General features: G+C 39.5%; 22 protein-coding genes. 1 reads left to right on the top strand and 21 read right to left on the bottom strand.

The window, feature by feature from the left end; genetic code table 11:
- Window positions 1-34 precede the first annotated feature (34 nt).
- The 21 genes from MKL62_RS11125 to MKL62_RS11025 form a co-directional block, all read right to left on the bottom strand.
- On the bottom strand, window positions 35-691 hold the full coding sequence (locus MKL62_RS11125) for a tail assembly protein (RefSeq protein WP_169538944.1): 657 nt from the start codon (window positions 689-691) through the stop codon (window positions 35-37).
- On the bottom strand, window positions 675-1430 hold the full coding sequence (locus MKL62_RS11120; protein ID WP_004841998.1) for a C40 family peptidase: 756 nt from the start codon (window positions 1428-1430) through the stop codon (window positions 675-677). The genes MKL62_RS11125 and MKL62_RS11120 overlap by 17 nt, the downstream gene beginning before the upstream one ends.
- Window positions 1431-1436: 6 nt before the next feature.
- On the bottom strand, window positions 1437-2231 hold the full coding sequence (locus MKL62_RS11115; RefSeq protein ID WP_004841999.1) for a phage minor tail protein L: 795 nt from the start codon (window positions 2229-2231) through the stop codon (window positions 1437-1439).
- Window positions 2218-3378, bottom strand: coding sequence for a phage tail fiber protein (locus tag MKL62_RS11110; protein ID WP_270899768.1), 1161 nt, complete (start codon window positions 3376-3378; stop codon window positions 2218-2220). The genes MKL62_RS11115 and MKL62_RS11110 overlap by 14 nt, the downstream gene beginning before the upstream one ends.
- 52 nt (window positions 3379-3430) lie before the next feature.
- Window positions 3431-3772, bottom strand: coding sequence for a phage tail protein (locus MKL62_RS11105; protein WP_238794288.1), 342 nt, complete (start codon window positions 3770-3772; stop codon window positions 3431-3433).
- An 89-nt stretch (window positions 3773-3861) separates the two neighbouring features.
- Complete coding sequence (locus MKL62_RS11100; RefSeq protein ID WP_031959353.1) at window positions 3862-4581, bottom strand: HNH endonuclease; 720 nt, start codon at window positions 4579-4581, stop codon at window positions 3862-3864.
- Between the two features lie 3 nt (window positions 4582-4584).
- Window positions 4585-5832, bottom strand: a complete 1248-nt coding sequence (locus MKL62_RS11095; protein ID WP_228131583.1) for an AAA family ATPase — start codon at window positions 5830-5832, stop codon at window positions 4585-4587.
- A 94-nt stretch (window positions 5833-5926) separates the two neighbouring features.
- Window positions 5927-9589 (bottom strand): transglycosylase SLT domain-containing protein, encoded by a 3663-nt coding sequence (locus MKL62_RS11090; RefSeq protein WP_270899767.1) that lies wholly within the window; start codon window positions 9587-9589, stop codon window positions 5927-5929.
- A gap of 63 nt (window positions 9590-9652) precedes the next feature.
- On the bottom strand, window positions 9653-9985 hold the full coding sequence (locus MKL62_RS11085; protein ID WP_107908744.1) for a hypothetical protein: 333 nt from the start codon (window positions 9983-9985) through the stop codon (window positions 9653-9655).
- A gap of 78 nt (window positions 9986-10063) precedes the next feature.
- Entirely contained in the window at window positions 10064-10282 is a 219-nt protein-coding gene (locus MKL62_RS11080; RefSeq protein ID WP_000970840.1) for a hypothetical protein, read from the bottom strand.
- Window positions 10283-10314: 32 nt separating this feature from the next.
- Window positions 10315-10830, bottom strand: a complete 516-nt coding sequence (locus MKL62_RS11075) for a phage tail assembly chaperone family protein, TAC (protein ID WP_270899766.1) — start codon at window positions 10828-10830, stop codon at window positions 10315-10317.
- Complete coding sequence (locus tag MKL62_RS11070; protein WP_038808725.1) at window positions 10830-11303, bottom strand: phage tail tube protein; 474 nt, start codon at window positions 11301-11303, stop codon at window positions 10830-10832. The genes MKL62_RS11075 and MKL62_RS11070 overlap by 1 nt, the downstream gene beginning before the upstream one ends.
- Window positions 11304-11379: 76 nt before the next feature.
- Window positions 11380-11751, bottom strand: coding sequence for a tail completion protein gp17 (gene gp17 / locus MKL62_RS11065; RefSeq protein ID WP_000568017.1), 372 nt, complete (start codon window positions 11749-11751; stop codon window positions 11380-11382).
- Entirely contained in the window at window positions 11751-12236 is a 486-nt protein-coding gene (locus MKL62_RS11060) for an HK97-gp10 family putative phage morphogenesis protein (RefSeq protein ID WP_086262150.1), read from the bottom strand. Before MKL62_RS11060 ends, gp17 begins: the two co-directional genes overlap by 1 nt.
- A gap of 3 nt (window positions 12237-12239) precedes the next feature.
- Window positions 12240-12596, bottom strand: coding sequence for a phage head closure protein (locus MKL62_RS11055; protein ID WP_270899765.1), 357 nt, complete (start codon window positions 12594-12596; stop codon window positions 12240-12242).
- Window positions 12597-12603: 7 nt separating this feature from the next.
- Entirely contained in the window at window positions 12604-12897 is a 294-nt protein-coding gene (locus MKL62_RS11050) for a head-tail connector protein (RefSeq protein ID WP_038405859.1), read from the bottom strand.
- On the bottom strand, window positions 12897-14330 hold the full coding sequence (locus MKL62_RS11045; protein ID WP_032061922.1) for a phage portal protein: 1434 nt from the start codon (window positions 14328-14330) through the stop codon (window positions 12897-12899). The genes MKL62_RS11050 and MKL62_RS11045 overlap by 1 nt, the downstream gene beginning before the upstream one ends.
- 10 nt (window positions 14331-14340) lie before the next feature.
- Complete coding sequence (locus tag MKL62_RS11040) at window positions 14341-14508, bottom strand: hypothetical protein (RefSeq protein WP_000687966.1); 168 nt, start codon at window positions 14506-14508, stop codon at window positions 14341-14343.
- A gap of 89 nt (window positions 14509-14597) precedes the next feature.
- Entirely contained in the window at window positions 14598-15917 is a 1320-nt protein-coding gene (locus MKL62_RS11035; RefSeq protein ID WP_031979551.1) for a phage major capsid protein, read from the bottom strand.
- Window positions 15914-16507, bottom strand: a complete 594-nt coding sequence (locus MKL62_RS11030) for an HK97 family phage prohead protease (protein ID WP_031979550.1) — start codon at window positions 16505-16507, stop codon at window positions 15914-15916. Before MKL62_RS11030 ends, MKL62_RS11035 begins: the two co-directional genes overlap by 4 nt.
- Window positions 16508-16565: 58 nt before the next feature.
- On the bottom strand, window positions 16566-18242 hold the full coding sequence (locus tag MKL62_RS11025; protein WP_270899764.1) for a terminase large subunit: 1677 nt from the start codon (window positions 18240-18242) through the stop codon (window positions 16566-16568).
- A gap of 87 nt (window positions 18243-18329) precedes the next feature.
- Here MKL62_RS11025 and MKL62_RS11020 point away from each other — a divergent pair.
- A protein-coding gene (locus tag MKL62_RS11020; RefSeq protein WP_094081405.1) for an IS3-like element ISAba45 family transposase occupies window positions 18330-19708 on the top strand; the annotation gives its coding sequence in 2 pieces (ribosomal slippage) (window positions 18330-18804 and window positions 18804-19708; 1380 coding nt in all).
- Window positions 19709-19738: the final 30 nt, after the last annotated feature.

Below are 19738 nucleotides of genomic sequence, written 5' to 3'. Positions count from 1 at the left end.
AAGGCGCTTAAAAGCGCCTAAAATCTAATAAAATTTACATCTGATCTTCTGGATATTGACCAGCACTTAATACGAAGCCGCCGACTTCACGTCTACCATAGAGAATCGGTATTGGATAACCTTGAGCGGCTGTGGTTACTGCACTCCCAAAACCAAAGTTTGCCCGGTTCCCGTCTTGGTTTTGATTTTGATTAGTTTGGGCTTTCGGCATGAGCATTGATGCAACACCTCCCATAGCCATGCCTGCACCAGCGCCAATTAATGCAACACCGTAAGCTGAAGACGTACCGCCAGTCATCACACCTGCAACAATCAGAACTACTCCAAGAACTAATTGTAAGACTCCACTATTACCACCAGCTCCCATTACACGCGGGACGATGTGAATAATGTCGGCTTCAGTAGACATATCAAGCTGCTCTTCACCGATATTGTCACCAGTGATTAAGCGCTTTGTTTCATGATCGTAAATTGCTGGGCGTTTCTTGCCTCGCTTATTGCCTGAACCTTTACCTTTAAGAAAAATTGCAAAAGCCAACCCTTGTTCATGGGCATGCGTCATGAAGTGTTCGAAGCCAGCGATCTGAACTGATAAAGCACGCATGGCTTCACGCGTATTTGCGACATCGAGCTTAAATTCACGACCAAACTTTTGCCCTAGAATGCCGTACAACTTAATTGTTTTTAACATCTCGGTGCCTTAAGATTTTCACAGTGCGCTCATGCCATTGCTGACCATATATTTCCCGCACAGATTTACGGTTATACGGATGATGAAGGATTAAACTTGAACCGATGCAATGCTCAGTTTGTTCCGATTTAAGCTGCCCATTATTACCCAACCATATAACTGCATGATTTGGATGCTCGGTACGCCCAACACGACAAACAAGCATATCGCCATACTGCGGTGTATCAACTTCAAAGAAACCTGCTTTTTCGTAATTTTCAAGGTAAAGTGATGGATGGTCTTTATCTTCCCACCATGCATCTTTACGCTCGAAATCCTTCAGCTCTACGCCCAATTCACGACTATAAAAATCACGAATCAGTGCATAGCAATCTTGCCAACCGTGAAAATAATTACGCCCCACTAAGGGGGCGCGATAACCACAAGGTTCATAAACTTGAAAATCCAGATCCGGATATGAACAAATTACCCACGGCTTTTGATGTAATTCAATTTGAATCAGATCAAGTTCCGAAGCTTTTGTTGTTCCATCTGGATGAGAGTGCACATAAGCTAAGATTTCGCCTTGATCTTCAGCACTTGCCAAGTCTTCGGGATGTATTTCAAACTGATCAGATTGTTCAGCGATATTGCGACAAGGAATATATTGCTTTTCGACAATCACCCCACAGCTTTCATGCGGGTAACATGCATCAGCATGGGCCATGATTGCTTTTTTAATTTTTGCTGTCAGTTTCATAAGACCTCACAACATGCTTGAAGCTGGGAATCCGCCAAAGGGTAAAGGCTTGTTTTTACTAAATCGACATTCACAACCAGACAATCTGTATGAGCAACGATCTAAAGCAGGATTGTCTGTAGGCTCATCTTTCTCAGTAAACATTGCTGCCCCGGTGTAACCACACTCTTCCCCGCGATATTCCCAACTACAATAAGAAGTAATTTGACGTACAGGAATTTTCAAACCTTCAAAATCAATCGGGTTAGAAAGCTCAAAAGTTACTTGCTGAGCATTTTCCGATGTCTTTTGTTCTATAAACCAAGTTTGTTCTTTAGACTCGTTCGATGCTAAAGGATTGCCAGAAGTGAAATTTTCAGGATCTAGATATTTAGCCAAAGTAGTAATAACTTTTAGCTTTGCACCTGCAAAATCTTTAAATTGCAGACAATAAGCAGAAACAGCATGTTGAATACCGTTAATATTGTTTGCCATTGTCAATGTCGGCGCTGAAGCTTTACCTGTTGAACTCATTTCAAGGCCACTTACTTCGAGTGCCATTGGCTCAAATACTTGACCTTGCCAGATAATATTGCGGTTCCATACCTTCTGATCACCAGCATCGAATATCTTTCCAATGCTGCCAGAATCAGCACCAATTAAACCTTCAGAACCAATTGAAGAGTAGATTTTCTCCCAGTCTTGAAAAGCTATATGCCCGTGGAAACGTAAAATGCCAGCTCCAAGTGAACTGGCATCTAATTCATACAAATGAATTAATCCATCAACATACAGCTTCTGGAAATCACTATTCAGGGTCATAAGTCACCTCGTCATAGATTGGATTTCCATCTTTGTCTAAGACTGGCACATCATCAAAAACAGGATTTCCTTCACTATCAACTGCTTGAACCCATTCAAAAACTGGCTCACCATTTTCATTAATGACTGGTTGATTTGATAGGATGGGTGTGCCGTTTTGATCAGTTTGAATGTGGGTTACTGGCTTTTTATAGTTCTTGCCATCCACAATTACAGCTTTTCCTTCATCATCAAATAAATCTTCATATTTAGTGATGTAAGTAAGCTGAGGAGCATACTTTACTTGCTGAACCATACGCGGTTGTTTTTCTGTTCTTGGAATTTTTCTAACGATTGTCTTTTTAATGCTGTTTAATCGAATGTCGATCCATCGCGGCTCACCATTTGCATTGTTCGGAATATCGATTGGTGCATCGAGATTCGCAACAATATCACCCTCTTCATTCATTTTTTTCTTGTATGTTTTAATTTCAAGATCGCCATTTTCAAGCGTTTGATATTCTACCGCACAGATTTTATTACCATGGGTATCTGTTGGGATCTCAATCCACCATCCCTCCTTGGCGAATCCAGAGGATCCTTTTACAAGGTAATGGCCAATACCCGGTTTCTCAAAAGAGAGCGGCTGTTCAGCAGCTTCATCATTAGGTTCAATTTTATCTGCAAATAGCTTAACGACTGGTGAAGCATTCTTTAAAAACCCGTTTGCATCTACTGTTGTATTTGATGAGGTTCTCAGAAAATATTGAGCAGTTAAATTTGTGCTGCTGTCTGTCCATCCAATAATTTTTACATCCCCACTTAGTGCTCCAAATGAAACAGCTACATGTGTATCAGAAGACTTTAGATGCAAAGCAGGTGAATAAAGCTGTAGTACCGAACCACCATCAACACGAAAGATCTTTGATTGATTACCAAGCGCATTTCTAGCGTCCGTTACTGTCGATATATTGCCAACTACACTGCCAGAACCTCCAAAACCAAAAGCTCCAACTTCTAGCAAATTACCATCCGCAGTCCCAACATAACGACTAGCTGCATGGTTGTTATTCGTAAAGTTTTCATTCATTTTTGCGCCAGTAGAGCGGAATGTATCCCCACCTGCGCCAGTCGGTGCTGTACCTAGATTTACTGTTTGAATCGTCATTTTCTTACTCGCATAAAAAAGCCCCTAAAAAGGGGCTTTAAAGGGGTTTAAATTAAGGGTAAAAAACTTGGGTGAAAGTCGTTGAGATTTGCCAAACATCACCGCCCAAACAACGGGGTTGATATTCACCTGTTTTAACTCGAACCTCACCATCTAAAGGCGAATCCCATAAAAATGAATCTGCGCCCTTGTGCTGATCGAAGAATGCTTTGATTTGCATAATTTCGGCTTTTTTTGCTGTCCGTGAATATTGCCAAGTACCTGTTCGGTTATTGATTCCTATTGAGACATTTTGCTCATATCCATCACCAAACTTTGAAGTCAGAACATTGAAGTTCTGAGTGTTGGAGTTACCGTCCAAGTCACTTGGCCAGTCAAATTTTTGGTTGCTCATTTGAAAGCAAACCTCCTAAAAATTTTTATTTCAATGATTTAAAAAATTAAACCTCGCATTTAGCGAGGTTTTCTTATTAGGATTAATAGTTAGCGTTGATCTAATACCAATTTCAGAGACAATTGATGCAAGGCTTCAAGATCATGATCCCACATCTGACAGTCTTCAAGATGTTTTTTGATGTATAAGTAATCTTGGTTTGTATGCAAAGTAGTGGCCAAAAATGCTGAATATGGCTTATCCGATTGACAAGAAGACAATATGGTGGACATTGAATCTCTTGAATTATCAATGTCGGTAAAACTTGAGGCAGCTATTGATAATTGTCGATTCAATTCATTACAAACTAAAAATCTTGGTAAAACCACACGATCATCATCATTCAAAAACAACTTTTTAACAGTAGTCTTGCCTTTTTCATCCTTCCCATAAAGCCTAAATGACTCTTGACATAAGTGCACCTTTGGCTCGTCAATATATGGATTAACAATTGGATTGGTTATAACATCTAATGTCCATTTTTTCCGATTACAACGTCCACAAGATGGTAGTAAATTTTCCCAGTCTACAACATCATCAGGATAAGTATCCTTATCCTTAAAATGCTCGACTTGCATGTATGAATCTTCAATTTGTAATTTACATTCACAATATGCGCATTTGAAGGATGAACTGGTCAATAAAGACTCACCTATTGATTCTTGCTTCCAAACAGTCTTATTTTTATCTGCTTTAAATATATCTGTGAGCTCTTGAACTTTCTGATCACTCAAATAAGTAGGTCTGACACCTCTTTGCAACTTAATCATGGATTATTCTCCAAGACTATCAAGTTGCATTCTAAAAACAGGACGTAATGGATATTGAGGGTGAAGCATTTTGTCAAGTTCTTCATAAGCTATATGAGCAGCGTTACGGTCTTTATCTTCAAGTGCTTTATCAAAGCGCCCTTTTATTTCCTTATATTTTTGAGTCCTTAAATCAACCATGCCCATCACATCTTCAAGAATTTCCTCAACCGTCCAACCTTGGTAGCCATACTGAGACTCAGGTAATTCTCGCCTTCCAACATTGCCATCTTTACGCTCCAAAGCAACAACTTCACCTTTGAGAGCAGTTTGAACCACATGAGGACTATGAGTAGAAATAAAAAACTGAGCATTTGGAAAAGCGACTTTTAAGACCTCACATATCCGTCCTTGCCACTCAGGATGAAGATGTAATTCAATTTCATCAATTAAAATGATTCCATTATAGTCGCGTGCCGCTGTATCATCGTGTTTTAGTCGATAATCAATTTCCTTGATAATCCCTAGCAAGATGTAAATTATTGATTTAAATCCTGACGATAAATACTCAAAATATATTTCACCTGTAGGCGTGTTAACAAATAACTCATTACTGGTGTTTAATCGACTATATTTGAAGTCTGGATTAAGAAGACTAAAACTCTCTTTAGCAAATTCAAGGTTTTTTAACTGTATTTCAGATAAATGTTTTTCATGCCCACTATGCAGTATTCGATTCAGAAGCCAGTCTTTTATGTCGTCATTGTTTATACCTGTGGCATTATATCTAGCACGATGTTCAATATCAGGGTCAGCTTGAATTGAGGAAATCTTCTTGTAATCAATCCCTCTGTTTGTCTTTAAATATAAAAGGCTTTTCTTAACATTGCCATAGTTTTGATTATTTAAATAGCTGTCATATTGTTCAGGATCAAACTTATCAATTGAGATTTCATAATGATTACTGCCCAAGTTATCTGTAATAACAAGAATTTTACCTTTATCACTACCAACTTTCTTTTTAAGTGTATTTTTATCATTCTCAGAAAACCAAGATGCAATAGAGTCTAAAATATTAGTTTTCCCAACCCCATTTTCACCACAAATAATGTTCATTTGAGGGTTGAGGTTTTCCAGATTTAAGTTTGAAATCCCGCCAACATTTTCCAACCCCAAAGATGTAATCTTCATTGTCTCAAAACCACTATTGTTAAATTGGTTCATCATACATCCAATAGTAATTTTTCCAAGTTTATTTTGAACATGAGTCATAACTATTTAAGTCCTTGTTAATTTTTAAATGTTTTCACTGAAAATAAAAAAACCATGATTAAAAATCATGGTTTTTCTTCGACTAAAATATTTATTACTTACTCAACAATCCCCCTTGCCGTTGTTCCTGCCGAATCACGGCGCGAACTGCATTGCCGATCATCTGGCCGAGCTGCTTCTGATCTTGTGTATTGGCACCTGAGGTGCTTACAACTGAATCGTTTACTTCAACTTTGATTGAAATGCTTCCATTGTTTGCACTCTGGCGATCATTTAAGAATCTGGTTAGGTCCTGATTCTGTTTTGGATTCAGTACACGTTCACCACCATCTAAAAGCCATGTACCTTCACGCGGGATATTATCTATACCGTTGTGGGCCATACCTTGGATTGTTTGAGCTGCCATGATACCAACTGAAGCATAACCTGTTGCCCTAACAACTCCAGCCAATACACTTCCATAAGCGCCACCTTGCGCCAGTGCTTTTGTAGCCCCCTCTTCCGTGTTAACAATTGCTTGAGCTATTGAAGCAGCCTTAGAGGCAAAGAACATAGTTTTGTAAAGTGCATTTGACTTCCCAACACTTTGCTCTAATAGTGCGGTCATGTCTGAAAAGACCTGCCCAGTCATTCCAGCAATTTGCGAATAAACTTGCATCTTGGTTTCAAAATTCTGTTGATCCAAATCACGCTCTTTTTGTGCGTAATCTGCATCAAGTGCGGCTTTCGATTGCAAATACTGCTCATGTGCATCTAAAAGCATAGAATTGCGAAGATTCTCATCTGATATTGCACTTATTCCAGCAACTTCATCGTTGTAGGATGTTTGGAGTCCTCCGAAATCTGAAGAATATTGATTTTGCAAATTAAACTTTGAAAACTCTTCAGGATTAAGTCTATTAAATAGAGATTGAGCAGAGTTCTGACCAACTTGAAAGACGCTGTCAGAAGCTTGGTTTAAAGTTTCAAAAATTGCATAATCCTTAGATTTTGCCATCTCTTCGCGAACACGTTTACTTAAACTATAAGTTTGAAGTATTTCTTCACGTTCACGTTGGTAGCGCTTCACTACAATTTCAGTCTGATTAAGATAACCCTCAAACGCCGACTGAATTTGTGCATCTTCTTCGCGTTTTACAGCTGCAATTTCAGCTTGTTTTTGACGCTCAAGAGCAGCTTTAATCTCTAAAGCTTTTTTCGATTTCCCGTACTCATACTCGGCATTAGAGTCGATTAACTCTTTTTGTCGATCAAAGTTTTGTTCAATCTGCTTGATTCGATCAGTTTCAAAAGCAAAGTACTGGTTGTACTCCTCCTTTTTATCGGACTCAAGTTTTGCAATTTGAGCGGCATATAAAGCATTCTCTTGAGCCAATTTTTCCTTTAACTGTGGTGTTCCAGCATAGGCGAAGGTAATCTTTTCAATATTATCTTGATGCTCTTTTGCAAGTCGTTGAGCTTCGGTGTAATACCGAGCATCGACATCTTTTTTAGCATCATCAATGGCTTTTTGAGATTCAGCAGCCTTATTAATTAATTCAAGTTGATCTGCCTGTGTGGGCATTAAAATTGAATTGTCTACAGTAGATTTTCCAGATACTCCGGCGAACCACTTCTGGAAACCCGGTGCGTAACCAGCAACCTCTTTACGCTTGCTATCTGATAGACCACCTTTTAAATAGGTCCTTAAGCCACCTGCACCTGCATTGTAGGCCATGAGTGCTTTATCCATGGCTCCAAAATCAGCCAAATGTTTAGATAAGTCTTTAGCCGCTGCTGTTGCAACTTCTTCAATCGAACTTTTGGCATTAAGACCATACTGTTTTCTAAACACGCTAGTAGTTTGAAAAAGACCTGTTGCCCCAGTATGACTTTTTGCTCCAGCATTCGCCCCAGACTCTTGAAGAATCAAGGCTGCTAATGTTCCAGCAGGCAAACCATACAAACTTTCAATCTGAGCAAAATTATTTGCCTTAGCAATACCTTGTGCACGAGCAATTGCCTCTAACTCAGGTTTCCCAAAAGTATAGTTTTTGCGATTAAAGCTATTAAGTGCTGCATCAGCAACCGCTTTTGGCAATTTAATTTTATATGCATTTTCTTCATTGGTATTAGCTTGAACATCAGCAAAAAATTCAGCCTTCTCTCTAGTCCAACCACCTACACGCATATTTTCCTGAATATACTTCTCACGCAAAGCATCCTTGTTGGCCTGATTAATATATTCTCGCTGTTTTTGTGTCAGTGATTGCCATGCCTTAGCAGATTCATTGACAGCTTTTGCTTGGTCTTGCTGTGCCTTTGTTGCATCATTGGTGGCATCTTTAACTAATTTTTGGATCTCTTTTTGACGATCTATAGTGTTATTAGCAGCATTAATTTTTGTATCTAATTCAGCAACAAACTTAAGTGTACTCTCACTAACCAATCCTTGCTTTTGTAGCTGAGCAAAAGCATTCTTAGCTTCATCCCCACCTTGTTTTAAGCTAGCAAGGTACGCTTGAATCGCTGTAAATTGCTTAATATCACCTTGAACTTTCAAGTCGTTTTCAAATTGTTCTAACGCTGTAAGAAGACTTTTTAGTTCTTTGGTTTGTTTTTCAACCTCCTCACTTGCCTCAATACCTTTTATAGCTAACTGTGCTGCGGTAAAGCTTTTATATTTTTCTCGAAGTTCACTAATTGCTAAACCTTGCTCTTCAAATGCACTTGTTGCATCTTCAGTGTGTTTGGTCATCAATAAATATGCACCACCAGCTACAGCAATTTGTGTTGCTAACATTGCCAATCCAGCAGGCCCACCGAGTAAAGCCATGACTCCAGCCGTAGCACCAGCAGATCTAGCAAAACTTGCCAAGCCCACACCAGCACGGACTGCAAAAATAGCAGTTTGTCCTAGTTGATATGTTGCAACAACTAAAGCAGGAACAAATCTAGTTGCAATGCCAGCAGATACGGCAATAGTTACCGCTTTAATATCATCCCAATTCTCTATAACCGTTTCGATAGCAGGAACGACACTATTTATTAATCTGGCTTCAACCCCTTGCCATTGTAGATCCATTAATTGAAGACTTTCTTTTGCTTCTGCCAAGCTCGTAACTAAATCATCAGACATGATAGCGCCAGCCTTTTCAGCGGCATCACCCCACTTCTTAAAACCTTGACCATTTTTTTCAAGCAATGGAATTAACAAAGAAGAATCAGAAATGATTGCTTCCATATAAAACTTCATGTCATTTGTTGACGCGCCAGCTTTCTCTAAAGAATTATAAAATAGCTGTAACGCTTGAGGTCCTGATAATTTCTGAAACTGTTGAATAGTTACCCCAACTTTAGGGGCAATATTGGTGAAAAAGTCAGCTAAAGGCCCACCACCTGTTTGCTGAAAATCGCCTATACGATCCTGCATGTCTTTCATTTTATCTGCAAAAGATTCCAATGAAATTCCAGCAGTTTCTGCCCCTTTGGCGTAATACTGAAATTCACGCACTGAAGCATTCGCAAGTTTTGAAAACTTTTGAATATCATTTCCAGTCTGAATAACTTGATCACTAAAATTAACAAGCTGAGCCACTGAAAGACCAGCCACTGCTCCACTCAATGCACTTACAGCAATAGCAGCAATATTTAAAGAATTAGCAATCCCTTGACTCGATGTTCGCGCCTGCCGTTCAGCTCTACTTAGTGGCTCTGAAAAACTAGCCGTCTGAACCACTAGATCCAGTGTTAATCTGCCAAGTGAAGTTGTGGCCATTACTTTTCTCCGGGCAATAAAAAACCCCACTAATTAGCGGGGTTTTTAAAAATTAATGTTTAACTATCTTTTACAGTTGACATTCCAAAGTTTATTGAAAATTTCTAAAGACGTTGAATCAGTGTTGAAGTCAGTTTCAAAAAATATTTTTTCCTCTGTTACTACATATCGCTGAAAGCCAGTATAGGCGCCAAAACTATTTTTAGCATTTACCTCACCGCATAGCTCCCATTGATTACGAAACTTAGCTGTATCGCCATCTTTTAACACATCTCTAACAATTTTTTGCACTTGTAAGTCGAGTTTCTGCCTTTCGTCATTGAGTTTTTCTTCTTCTGTTTTTCCACATCCAAGTAACAAACAGCCCAAAATAACAATAATTAAAAACTTATTCATTTACACACCATTTTTTTCAATTTTCTTCAATTTAACAAAACGGTATGTAAATGTCACATGCCCCACCTTATGGCAGGGCTAGTTACTATGGAACCTTTCTAGATATTCCTCTAATGACAATGAATTGTCATCGTCTGGAGGCGTTTCATGAGGCATAAATATATAAGGGTCTACTTTTGTTCCCTCTTTAACTTTGAAGCCTGTGTAATGTGCCATCCAGCTTCCAAAGCTTTGCTCTAAACGGCGACCAAAGAAAAGAGAGCCATATTTTTGACGATAGGCTCTCCATTCCATCAACTCTTTATGACTAATGTTTAATTCGGCTTCTGCTAAAGTGCTTCCACCGATTCCATTGAGGACGAGTTCAATGAGGAGTTCTCTGTCTGCAAGCTCTTCTTCCGAGACTTTCCCAAAAAATTATTAACTTCATCAGCAGCAGCATACATAGCATTTATTAAACTAGGCTCTGCCTTATAGATGTCATTAACAGTTGAGAAAAAAGGTGTCCCCTTTTGATCTGAGCAAATTGAACCAAGTAATTGAGCAGCTTGCATGTGAGTTGAGTCGATTTTCTTAACCTTTGAATCCTCAAGATTCTCATAATTAAGATCCCATTCAATTGCCTTGGATGCCTCTCGACTTTCCTTGAAGTTCATTTTTTTGACAAAAATATCAGCTTCAAGCTCAACAATATCACCAAGCTCTAATGATTTGTTTTTCGTCAATTTTTTTAGTGACTCAATATTACTTTCAGTCGCTTCAACATTCCACTTGACGGCTTTTTTAACTGGAACGTTTAGAGTAGTTACACTCTGCTTTAAGTCTGCAATGCTGATCTTAGCCATTATGGAGCCACCGTGCGTTTAGTTGGAGTTACGCCAGAAGTACGAATCAATGTGAATGAATAACCAACTACAGAATCGACTTCAAATGCATTAGGTGCAGTAGGATTAATATAACCCTTGAATGACCACCACATACGATCCTCTGGCAAATCAATACCGGTAGTAGCATCATAAGTTGGAGCGGTGGAAGCATGACCCGAACCAACATGCCACTCTAAAATCTCTCCAGATTCGGCAATTTCAATTAACTTGTCATGACTGGTGTTCGTATCATCGTAATCGATTTCTATTGCACCTTCACCAGGATCACGCATACCGCGAACATACTGTTTTGATTCTGCATCAAGACAAGTTACATCAATTTTTTGAAATGAATCTTGCCCCAAGTCAATCCGTTTAGAGCAAACAAAACGAACCACTTGACCATTTAACACAGTAAATAACTGTGTTTTTTGAGTTTTAACATTAGCCATTAAGAGCGCTCCTTAATTTTAGGCATAAAAAAAGCACCCGAAATGGGTGCTAAGTGAAAATATGGTTTAAGTTTTATTAGCGGTTTACGATCCAGCTAACATCAAAAGAATAATGAGGCATTCCTGTTACGGGGTCCTTATCTGCCTCGCCATAACGAACCACATAACAATCAAGTTCAATTGCGAAGCGAATTGCTTTTGCAACCTGATCAACAACATCCTCATCAGTTGCATATACATCAATTTGAATAATTGCATTGTCTGAAACAGGACGTGAATCAAGGTTGCTATTTGAATCACCAGAAATTGTTTGCCATGTCACATATGGCGCTTGTGGCTCATCTGGAGCACTTCCAAACTTCCAGACTCGCAAAATTCCATCGCTTTCAAGTAGAGCCTTAACCGCTGGATCTGCTCTGGCTAATTTAAAAATTGGAACATCAATCATTAAGCTGCACCTAAAACCACGCTGAGTTCAAAATTAAACACTTGAACAAATTTATCGGTAACTTGTTCAATGTTTTCGTATAAAGCAGGGCGTAAAAACGGAGTAGCAGGCTGTTTACTTGTGCCTAACTCAAGGAATCGCCAGTAAAAGACTCGTCCGTCCGCTTGGTAAGTTTGACCAACACGCCCAGCACGTCTATTTTGGGCATTATTTGTATATGGAATACGTGCCCCACCACGCACTCCCACACGCATAACCAAAGTGTTTTTATTTCTACTCCGGCCATTTTGAACCACAATTTCTTTCCAGATTTTTTCTGGAGTGGTTGGATCATCTAGGCGTTTAACTTTTTGACGAGCTGCATCTCTTGCAATGTTCATTGCCTGCCGCATCGCTTTACGGGCAATACGTTTTACAGTTTTTTCATTACCGATTGCCTGCATTTTTCTTAAAGCAGGCTCCAAGCCATGTATTTGAGTAGCCATAAATCACCCATTCCATGCTTTATCACCTGTTGCAAGGTTGATAGTTAAATACTCACGGCGTGAGTCAGGATCTCGCATCGGGTTTCCATCAATCTTGTAATAGTACCCATCAAAAAGTACCCGCATTGTGCTATCAACTTGTTTTGTTGTGCTGCTATATCGCACCTTAGCACGGGCCTGTATCGAGCTATTGGCTGCTTTGGCCGCAATAACATCACGGGTTGAAAGATCAGTAACTTCTGCCCAAATAGTGGCAAAATTAGACCATGAGGTAATTAATTTACTTGTTTTTTGATCTTGGGTTTGGATGGGCTTTTGAATAGTGATGCGGTGACGTAGGTCGTTTGCTTTCTGTCCCATAATTACCTCAAATCGCTGTAGGATCTCGAAATTTATAAAGCAAAGCTCTTACTGGAGGTGGTAGATAATTGCCATCCACCATCATTCCATTTTCAAGATTTCGGTTGCTATCGTAATAACCACATAAAAGAAGAACTGCGACTTTAAATTGTTTCGGATAATTGCCATCTGCAAATTCATCGGTCACATAATCTAAGACGGCTTGTTCTGCTGCTTCTCTATATGCTTCTAGCTCTAAATCATTGTCGTTTGAGTCATACCGCAAGTGAGCCTTGACAGTGGCCAAATCTGTAATTGACATTATTTAGCCCCCTTCACGCAAAGCTTAAAGTTAGCATGATCAAATTCGCCAGTATGATCCTTTTCACAGTGCCACAGACTTCCTTTATGGGTCACAAATTGGCCCATTTGATATTTTTCATTAACAGAAAAAACGCCTTGATAAAGTGAATCAAAAGATTTCTGGGCATCATTTGTTTTTTGAGATGACGATTCAGATTTTCCAAATGGATCGTCTTTAGAATCCCGCTTTGAAAGTGCCTCAAGTGAGAAGTTTTGTTGTTGCATATAAATTGCATCACCACCAAGAACAGGAAGCATTCCAATTTTTGCTCGGCCTTCATTTGGCGTTAAAATACAGCCTTTGACATCTTCACGAATCATGTTGTGGAATCTTTCCGAGTCCATACGTATTAAAGTGTCAATATCAAGAAAGCTTTCTACCTTAAATGACTCTAGGTTTAATCCTTCATCAATCAAGTTTTCACGAGATTCGATAAATGCTTGCAAGCAATCAGAATAATAAATACCGTTTGCCTTTTCTGGGTCATCTGGAACAGTTCCAATGCCTATCTTGAAGGGAGGGACATTAAATACACTACAAACAACACGGCCTGACATTTCTAAAAGCTCAAGCATTTGGGAATCTGCAGCACTCATACCTAAAACTGTATAAGTCATTCCATCACCAATCACAGCAGTTTTGCCATAATTAGACCCAGAATAGTTTTGATTCCATCTCGCTTGAATTTCTTCTGCCTTTTCTTTTGCGATTGGACCGGGAGCAACCAGAATTCCACCCGGTCTACTACCATTTCCAAAGAAGTTTGCAGCATTATTCAGGATTTTCACCCCCATTTTTGCAACTACACCACACGCCATAATTGGTGATAGCCCTACTAATGGATGATAAAACGTATTAATCCGATCATGAATAATTTCAGAAGCTGGTAGAATTTCAGATTCTGCCTGAGTCAAACAATCCTTACTTAATTGGTAAAAGACATTCCCATTTTTATCAATTAGCGGTGTTACCAAATCGGGGTTTAAAACCACCATTCGATAAACCTCACCAAAGGCATCGCGTAATTTCCAAACGTAGGTATTGCCGCGCAATAATAGACTTGATGTCCATTGTTCTTGAAACTGTTGCCATGTCTGATAGTTATTTGGCTTTTTTAACACCCGAAGCTTTTCTGGGATGTCAGCATGTACCAGAACACCATCAACTTTAGTTTTGAGTACAATAGGAAGTTTGCCAATGTCTTTAGAAATAAGGCTCACACAAGAAAATACAGCATCGGATGCTGTCAGCTCAGTGCGTGTAAGTTCATCATTTTTCTGCCATGCGCCAGAATATGGCTCTTGAACGGTTAAACTATTCCAAACATTTTGCCCAGAAGTATGGACACTTTGGAGGCTTTTTTTACCTTTAAACCAGTCTCTAATGCCCATAATTACCGCCTTATTCGATTGGTTTTACTTCTTTTTTAGGTTTAGCGGGTGCCTTTTTTTGCTCTTCATAAGGCTTTGCAACACCTATTTTAATTAGGACATTTGCTGCCAAGTCTGGTACATCCTTAATGTCACCAACATTGGCATCATGCATCTGCTTTAAATATTCAATTTTCATGAGACTGTTCCTATAGCTAAACAATTGTGATGCTTAGATATAAAAACAGCCCAATTAAGGGCTGTTTTTTAATCAATAGATTCAAACAATTAAGTGTATTGAATGAAGCTTGCAGCAATCGGACGGCGTTTAGCCCAAGAAACAAAACGTTCAGCACGAATAGCAAATTTGTTTTCTTGCCATAAGTTATGAACAGTTGTTCCATCAACTAAAGTTGCTTGGTCAGAGTAAGCAATTTCAACTTGACCACCATCTGCCATCAGAATTTCAGATGTTTTAACAAGAATAATCACATCACCCACAGTTTCAGATTCAATAACTGGGATGCCGCCTAAGGTCTTCTGATTAAGTCCTGCTTCCATGCCTTTAAAGTAGGTATTGCCTAAAGCATCGCGCATATCTGCAAGCTCTGCAGCCTTAACTTCACTCATAAGGTAGTAAGCACCAGCAAGAGAAAGGTTGTTAGATAGGAACTGAGCACGTAAAGCGCGCAAGTCATTAGCAACTGCTTCAGGTGTATTACCTGTTGAAGTAATTGGCGTAACGCCATTTAAAAGACCTGCTGGCTTTTTGGTGGTTCCTGCACTAGCGCTAAGGAATTCAGCATCAGTGAATTGAGCAGATGAAGCAACCAAGTCATCACGAATTAATACATCAACTGCTGGATCGCTACCCTCTAAAAGCTCAAGGGTGTAAACCACAATTGCAGCTACTTTATGCTTGCCGACTTTGACATCTGCGTAAGTTGGATTAGTTAAAGGCTTGGCCTCGCCCTCACCAACCCAAGCCGTCATAGAACCTGTCGCCTGCGCGGGAATTTCAACATTAAATGGAACTTTTCGGAATTGCAGCTTATCAAGCACTGTATTAGCGCGAAGCAATTCAATGTATTCACCTACTAAACGGTTTGTATGCACCAATGGTGAAGCAAAACCAGCATCAGTCGTTGTACCTAGAGTGGCTTTTTCAATTAAGGCAATTACCTCTGGCGGCTCACCTAAGCTTTTAGCAACATCAACTGCTGATTTATAATTGCCCTTCTTCGCTTCAATTGAGGCAATCATTCGACACTTTACAAATTTTGCAAAACCAACACCTTTTTCAAGATTGGATTCAACCTCAACACGTGGTGCTGGATTACCACCACCAGCGGTATTAGCAGCCTCTTCTGGACTGCCACCTGCTACAGGTGTTCCATTTTCCCCAGCCTCTTCGGCTTGTTTGATCATGTCTTTTACACGATCAATATTTTTTTGAATTGTGGCAATTTCTTGATCAATTGCAGTAATTTGCTCTTCTTCTTCTTCATTGGGTGTGCGCTGATCATCCAATGCTTTAGTGATAACACCTTGCTTTTCTGCTTGTTTTTTTGCCAACGCATCAAGCAATTGTTTTAAATATTTATTCATAGAGATACTCCACCCTTAGTTGGGCTACCAAGTTTTACGATTACGTGTTTTTGCTCAGATGAAACGCCATCTGCTGCGGGTTTCTGAGGTTTATTGCCCAACGCGGCTTTGTATTCCTCGAAAGCTTTTGAATAATCTGTTGAACTGTCGCGATTGCATGGAATGGTCACCAGTGAGAGTTCGTACCACTCCCATTCGTTAAACTGGATGCCACCACCTTCGATAAATTGAGCCTGTTCCCAATCGGCTAAAAACCCAACTGAAAGCCCTTTAACTAATCCATACTTGAGGCTTTGATAGGCTTCATCGACACGGGCTTTTAAGTTCCCTTCTTCTATGATTTCTGGGATATGAATCTCTACTTCGATTCCCTTATCAGTCACCTTTGCATCAATGACCTGTCCAATCGGAGCACTGTGCTCATGATGAAAAAGAAGTGGCATTGGAAGCTCGAACTTAGCCCCGCTTGGGACCATGATGTCTTTTGCGCGGTCTGCATTTGGTGTGCTCGCAATCCCTTTAAAAGTTCGCTTTTCCTCGTTCGTGCTCTTAATTTCAAAAGAGCCAAATGATTTCTGTAGAGCAGGCATTAAGCTCTCCTTTAAAAAGAAAAAGCCCGCTATTTGCGGGCTTTAAGTTAAAAATTATTTAGAAAAAATAGACGTTGTATTCTTTATTTGTTGGCTCAGGGTTCATGGTCATTAGAGCCACGGCATTAAATGTTGCAATCAAAGGGTCAATTTTCCCCACCCCTGATTCTTGCTTAGTGATTCGCATCCCATTACCAACCATTACGACACGCGCATTTCCCGCTGCCCAAGTCATGAGTTGCTGACCTGCATGAAATAAATTTCCCTCTGCAAGTTTTCTTTCTGTTGTAAGGATATAACCCATCAACTTGTAGCCTTGTGGAACAGCAAGCATCGACTCTTCTGGTATTCCAACTTCTAACAACCCGTCAAGTAAGCCACCTAAACCAAGTGGATCTAGTCCAATTTTATAAAGCTTGCCGCTGTCATAGACTTTCTTGGCAATTGCTGCCAATTGGTCGATATCTTCGCCAACTTTCTCAACTACAGTCAGACTTCCCTCTTTTTCAAAGTCTTGGTACTTTGGGATGTTTTCTTTACGGCGCTCTAAAGCAACTTTATTTGCCCATGCATGGTTCCAAAGCCACCAAATACGAGGATCTTTTTTTAATCTCCCTAATGCAGCAGCTCCAAGCAAATCATCCAGCCCACCACCATCAATCCCGAATGTGATGACATCAGATTGCTCAATTAACTGATCAAGCCCAAAAACATGTTTTTGTTGATTCCAGAACTCTGCACCAGCCCATCGATTTGCACGTAAATTCATGCCAATTTCGATGTTTAAATGTTTGGCCAAGAAGTCTCTAAGAGATTCTTCACCAGCATCTTTAACTTTGTTAAATTCCGAAATTAGATATTCAAGATCAACCGATGCGCCCAAGTTTGGGTTTGTAATATAAAAATTTTCAGGTTTTAAATGTTCGCCAGCTTCTACTAGATGCTTAGGGAATTCATAAATAAGTGGCAGAAAACTTTTATCAACTTTAATTCCGTCACGTACATCTCTGGCATAATCTAAAAGCTGCTTAAACACACCACAGGGCACTTCATCTGACATCGTAGACAGATAAATTACACAGCCTTCAGGCCGTGAAGTCAGACCGCCTTTTGCTTCACGAAACATTGATTCAGCGTTGGCACGCTTACCAAAAAGCCAGACCTCATCAATTAGAATGATTGAGGCCTTCTTGCCTGCTGCCGCATTGGATTCCGCTGCGATAACTTTGAGTGTTGCACCAGTTCCTAAGTGTGTAACTGTCTTTGTGTGCTCAGAGACATTAATCATTGCACTGAGTTCTTCGTCTGCGCGGATAAAGTCACGAATCGGGTTAAAGCTGTTGTCTGCGACTTCCTTAGTGGGTGCCAAGATAATTAACTCGGCTGAAAGTCGGTCATTCAGTAACAATGCAACAAGCATCACACCTGCAGCAATTGTAGACTTAGTATTCTTCTTTGAAATAAGAAGAAAAAATTCACGTATTAAACGGCGTTTTGATTTCGGATCATAAGCTCCAAAGATTGCGCGTACAAACTCAATAACCCATTCAAGTGTGACATCTCCCATTTTTGGGCTATCCATCACATCAACAAGGATAAGTTCTTTAAATATACGCTCGGCAACGTCTGCAACTTGTGGAAACAAAGGAGCACAAGGCATGAGCGACTGTTTATTGACAATACGCTCCTCCCAGTCTGGGCAAGCGGTTGTCCATTCTGTAAGCATTGCGGTCATTTATTTTTTTCCTATAAAAAAACCGCCTTTTTTGAACTGCACCCCGAAAGTTGGACACATTCAGTCTAACTTGGAGGGTGCTTTTCTATGGCTAAATATTCTCAAGAATTTAAACTTGAGGTTGTCCAATATTACTTATCTGGTTTTGGCAGACACCAAGTAAGTCATAAATTTGGAATACATCATAGCGATGTTGCTAAATGGGTAGCCAATTATAATAATCATGGTGCTGAGGGTCTGAGCAGGAAAAACACAAATACTGTATATACTCCTGAATTTAAATTTAAAGTTATTCAGTCTGTTCTTGAACAAGGTTTATCTGTACGTGAAGCTACAAATCAATTTAATCTGAAATCACACACACAGTTATTAAGTTGGTTGCTCCAATACGAAGAACACGGTATAGATGGCTTAAAAGCTAAGCCGAAAGGACGACCTAAATCCGTGCCAAAGCCTAAGATAAAAAAAGTCAAAAATGCTCTGAATGATAGAGACAAAACCCAAGAACAGCTACTAGAAGAACTTGCATATCTACGAGCTGAGAACGCTTATTTAAAAAAGCGGAGAGCCTTGATTCAGAAGCAGAAAGAACAGGAACAAGCCGAACAGCAACGGTTACAAGATTCATTTCTGAATTAAGGCAAAACTATAAATTGAAATATCTATTACGTGCATCACAGATGGCTCGAAGCACGTACTTTTATCATGAGCAGCGATCAAAGCTTAACGACAAATACAGTGACCTTAAGCAGCAAATTAAGATGATCTATCATAAGCATAAAGGTCGGTATGGCTATCGTAGAATTACTCTTGCTTTAAAGAATATGGGATTAACAATTAACCATAAATGTGTACAAAGACTCATGCAGTCAATGAAACTTAAATCACGCATTAGAATCGCAAAATATCGTTCTTACAAAGGGGACATCGGGCAAGTTGCAGATAATGTACTACAGCGCCAATTTAAAGCTGACAAACCAAATCAGAAATGGGTAACGGATGTAACCGAGTTTAATATTCGAGGAGATAGGCTTTACCTATCACCAATTATGGACTTGTTTAATGGGGAAATTATTGCCTTCCAAACCCACCGTAGACCAATGTATGAGTTAGTAAAAAATATGTTGAAAGATGCACTTACGAAGCTTGCAGATCATGAAAAGCCTATCATCCATTCAGATCAGGGATGGCAATATCAAATGCGTCATTATCAGCGAGAACTAGCAGAAAATGGTTTAACCCAAAGTATGTCTCGTAAAGGAAATTGCTTAGATAATGCATCAATGGAGAGTTTCTTTGGAATACTTAAATCAGAATGTTTCTACGGTGAAAAATTTAATTCTGTTGAGGAATTAGAGAAAACTGTGAAAGAATACATTCATTATTACAACCATGAAAGAATCAAGGTTAAATTAAAAGGACTAAGCCCTGTACAATACAGAACTCAGTCCTTAGAAGCTGCTTAATTAATTGTCCAACTTTATGGGGTCAGATCA

Origin of the sequence: Acinetobacter sp. AOR01_HL (assembly GCF_027855455.1) — a bacterium.
GTDB lineage: Bacteria > Pseudomonadota > Gammaproteobacteria > Pseudomonadales > Moraxellaceae > Acinetobacter > Acinetobacter baumannii.
This window is presented reverse-complemented; position numbering and strand designations above follow the sequence as displayed.

What these genes read in the sequence shown, in the direction of transcription:
- MKL62_RS11055 (WP_270899765.1), bottom strand. Translation starts at nt 12,596, where the DNA reads ATGGGACAGAAAGCAAACGACCTACGTCACCGCATCACTATTCAAAAG.
- MKL62_RS11060 (WP_086262150.1), bottom strand. Translation starts at nt 12,236, where the DNA reads ATGGCTACTCAAATACATGGCTTGGAGCCTGCTTTAAGAAAAATGCAG.
- MKL62_RS11115 (WP_004841999.1), bottom strand. Translation starts at nt 2,231, where the DNA reads ATGACCCTGAATAGTGATTTCCAGAAGCTGTATGTTGATGGATTAATT.
- MKL62_RS11095 (WP_228131583.1), bottom strand. Translation starts at nt 5,832, where the DNA reads ATGACTCATGTTCAAAATAAACTTGGAAAAATTACTATTGGATGTATG.
- MKL62_RS11070 (WP_038808725.1), bottom strand. Translation starts at nt 11,303, where the DNA reads ATGGCTAATGTTAAAACTCAAAAAACACAGTTATTTACTGTGTTAAAT.
- MKL62_RS11025 (WP_270899764.1), bottom strand. Translation starts at nt 18,242, where the DNA reads ATGACCGCAATGCTTACAGAATGGACAACCGCTTGCCCAGACTGGGAG.
- MKL62_RS11085 (WP_107908744.1), bottom strand. Translation starts at nt 9,985, where the DNA reads ATGAATAAGTTTTTAATTATTGTTATTTTGGGCTGTTTGTTACTTGGA.
- MKL62_RS11110 (WP_270899768.1), bottom strand. Translation starts at nt 3,378, where the DNA reads ATGACGATTCAAACAGTAAATCTAGGTACAGCACCGACTGGCGCAGGT.
- MKL62_RS11125 (WP_169538944.1), bottom strand. Translation starts at nt 691, where the DNA reads ATGTTAAAAACAATTAAGTTGTACGGCATTCTAGGGCAAAAGTTTGGT.
- MKL62_RS11090 (WP_270899767.1), bottom strand. Translation starts at nt 9,589, where the DNA reads ATGGCCACAACTTCACTTGGCAGATTAACACTGGATCTAGTGGTTCAG.
- MKL62_RS11050 (WP_038405859.1), bottom strand. Translation starts at nt 12,897, where the DNA reads ATGTCAATTACAGATTTGGCCACTGTCAAGGCTCACTTGCGGTATGAC.
- MKL62_RS11030 (WP_031979550.1), bottom strand. Translation starts at nt 16,507, where the DNA reads ATGCCTGCTCTACAGAAATCATTTGGCTCTTTTGAAATTAAGAGCACG.
- MKL62_RS11045 (WP_032061922.1), bottom strand. Translation starts at nt 14,330, where the DNA reads ATGGGCATTAGAGACTGGTTTAAAGGTAAAAAAAGCCTCCAAAGTGTC.
- gp17 (WP_000568017.1), bottom strand. Translation starts at nt 11,751, where the DNA reads ATGATTGATGTTCCAATTTTTAAATTAGCCAGAGCAGATCCAGCGGTT.
- MKL62_RS11035 (WP_031979551.1), bottom strand. Translation starts at nt 15,917, where the DNA reads ATGAATAAATATTTAAAACAATTGCTTGATGCGTTGGCAAAAAAACAA.
- MKL62_RS11100 (WP_031959353.1), bottom strand. Translation starts at nt 4,581, where the DNA reads ATGATTAAGTTGCAAAGAGGTGTCAGACCTACTTATTTGAGTGATCAG.
- MKL62_RS11075 (WP_270899766.1), bottom strand. Translation starts at nt 10,830, where the DNA reads ATGGCTAAGATCAGCATTGCAGACTTAAAGCAGAGTGTAACTACTCTA.
- MKL62_RS11105 (WP_238794288.1), bottom strand. Translation starts at nt 3,772, where the DNA reads ATGAGCAACCAAAAATTTGACTGGCCAAGTGACTTGGACGGTAACTCC.
- MKL62_RS11120 (WP_004841998.1), bottom strand. Translation starts at nt 1,430, where the DNA reads ATGAAACTGACAGCAAAAATTAAAAAAGCAATCATGGCCCATGCTGAT.
- MKL62_RS11040 (WP_000687966.1), bottom strand. Translation starts at nt 14,508, where the DNA reads ATGAAAATTGAATATTTAAAGCAGATGCATGATGCCAATGTTGGTGAC.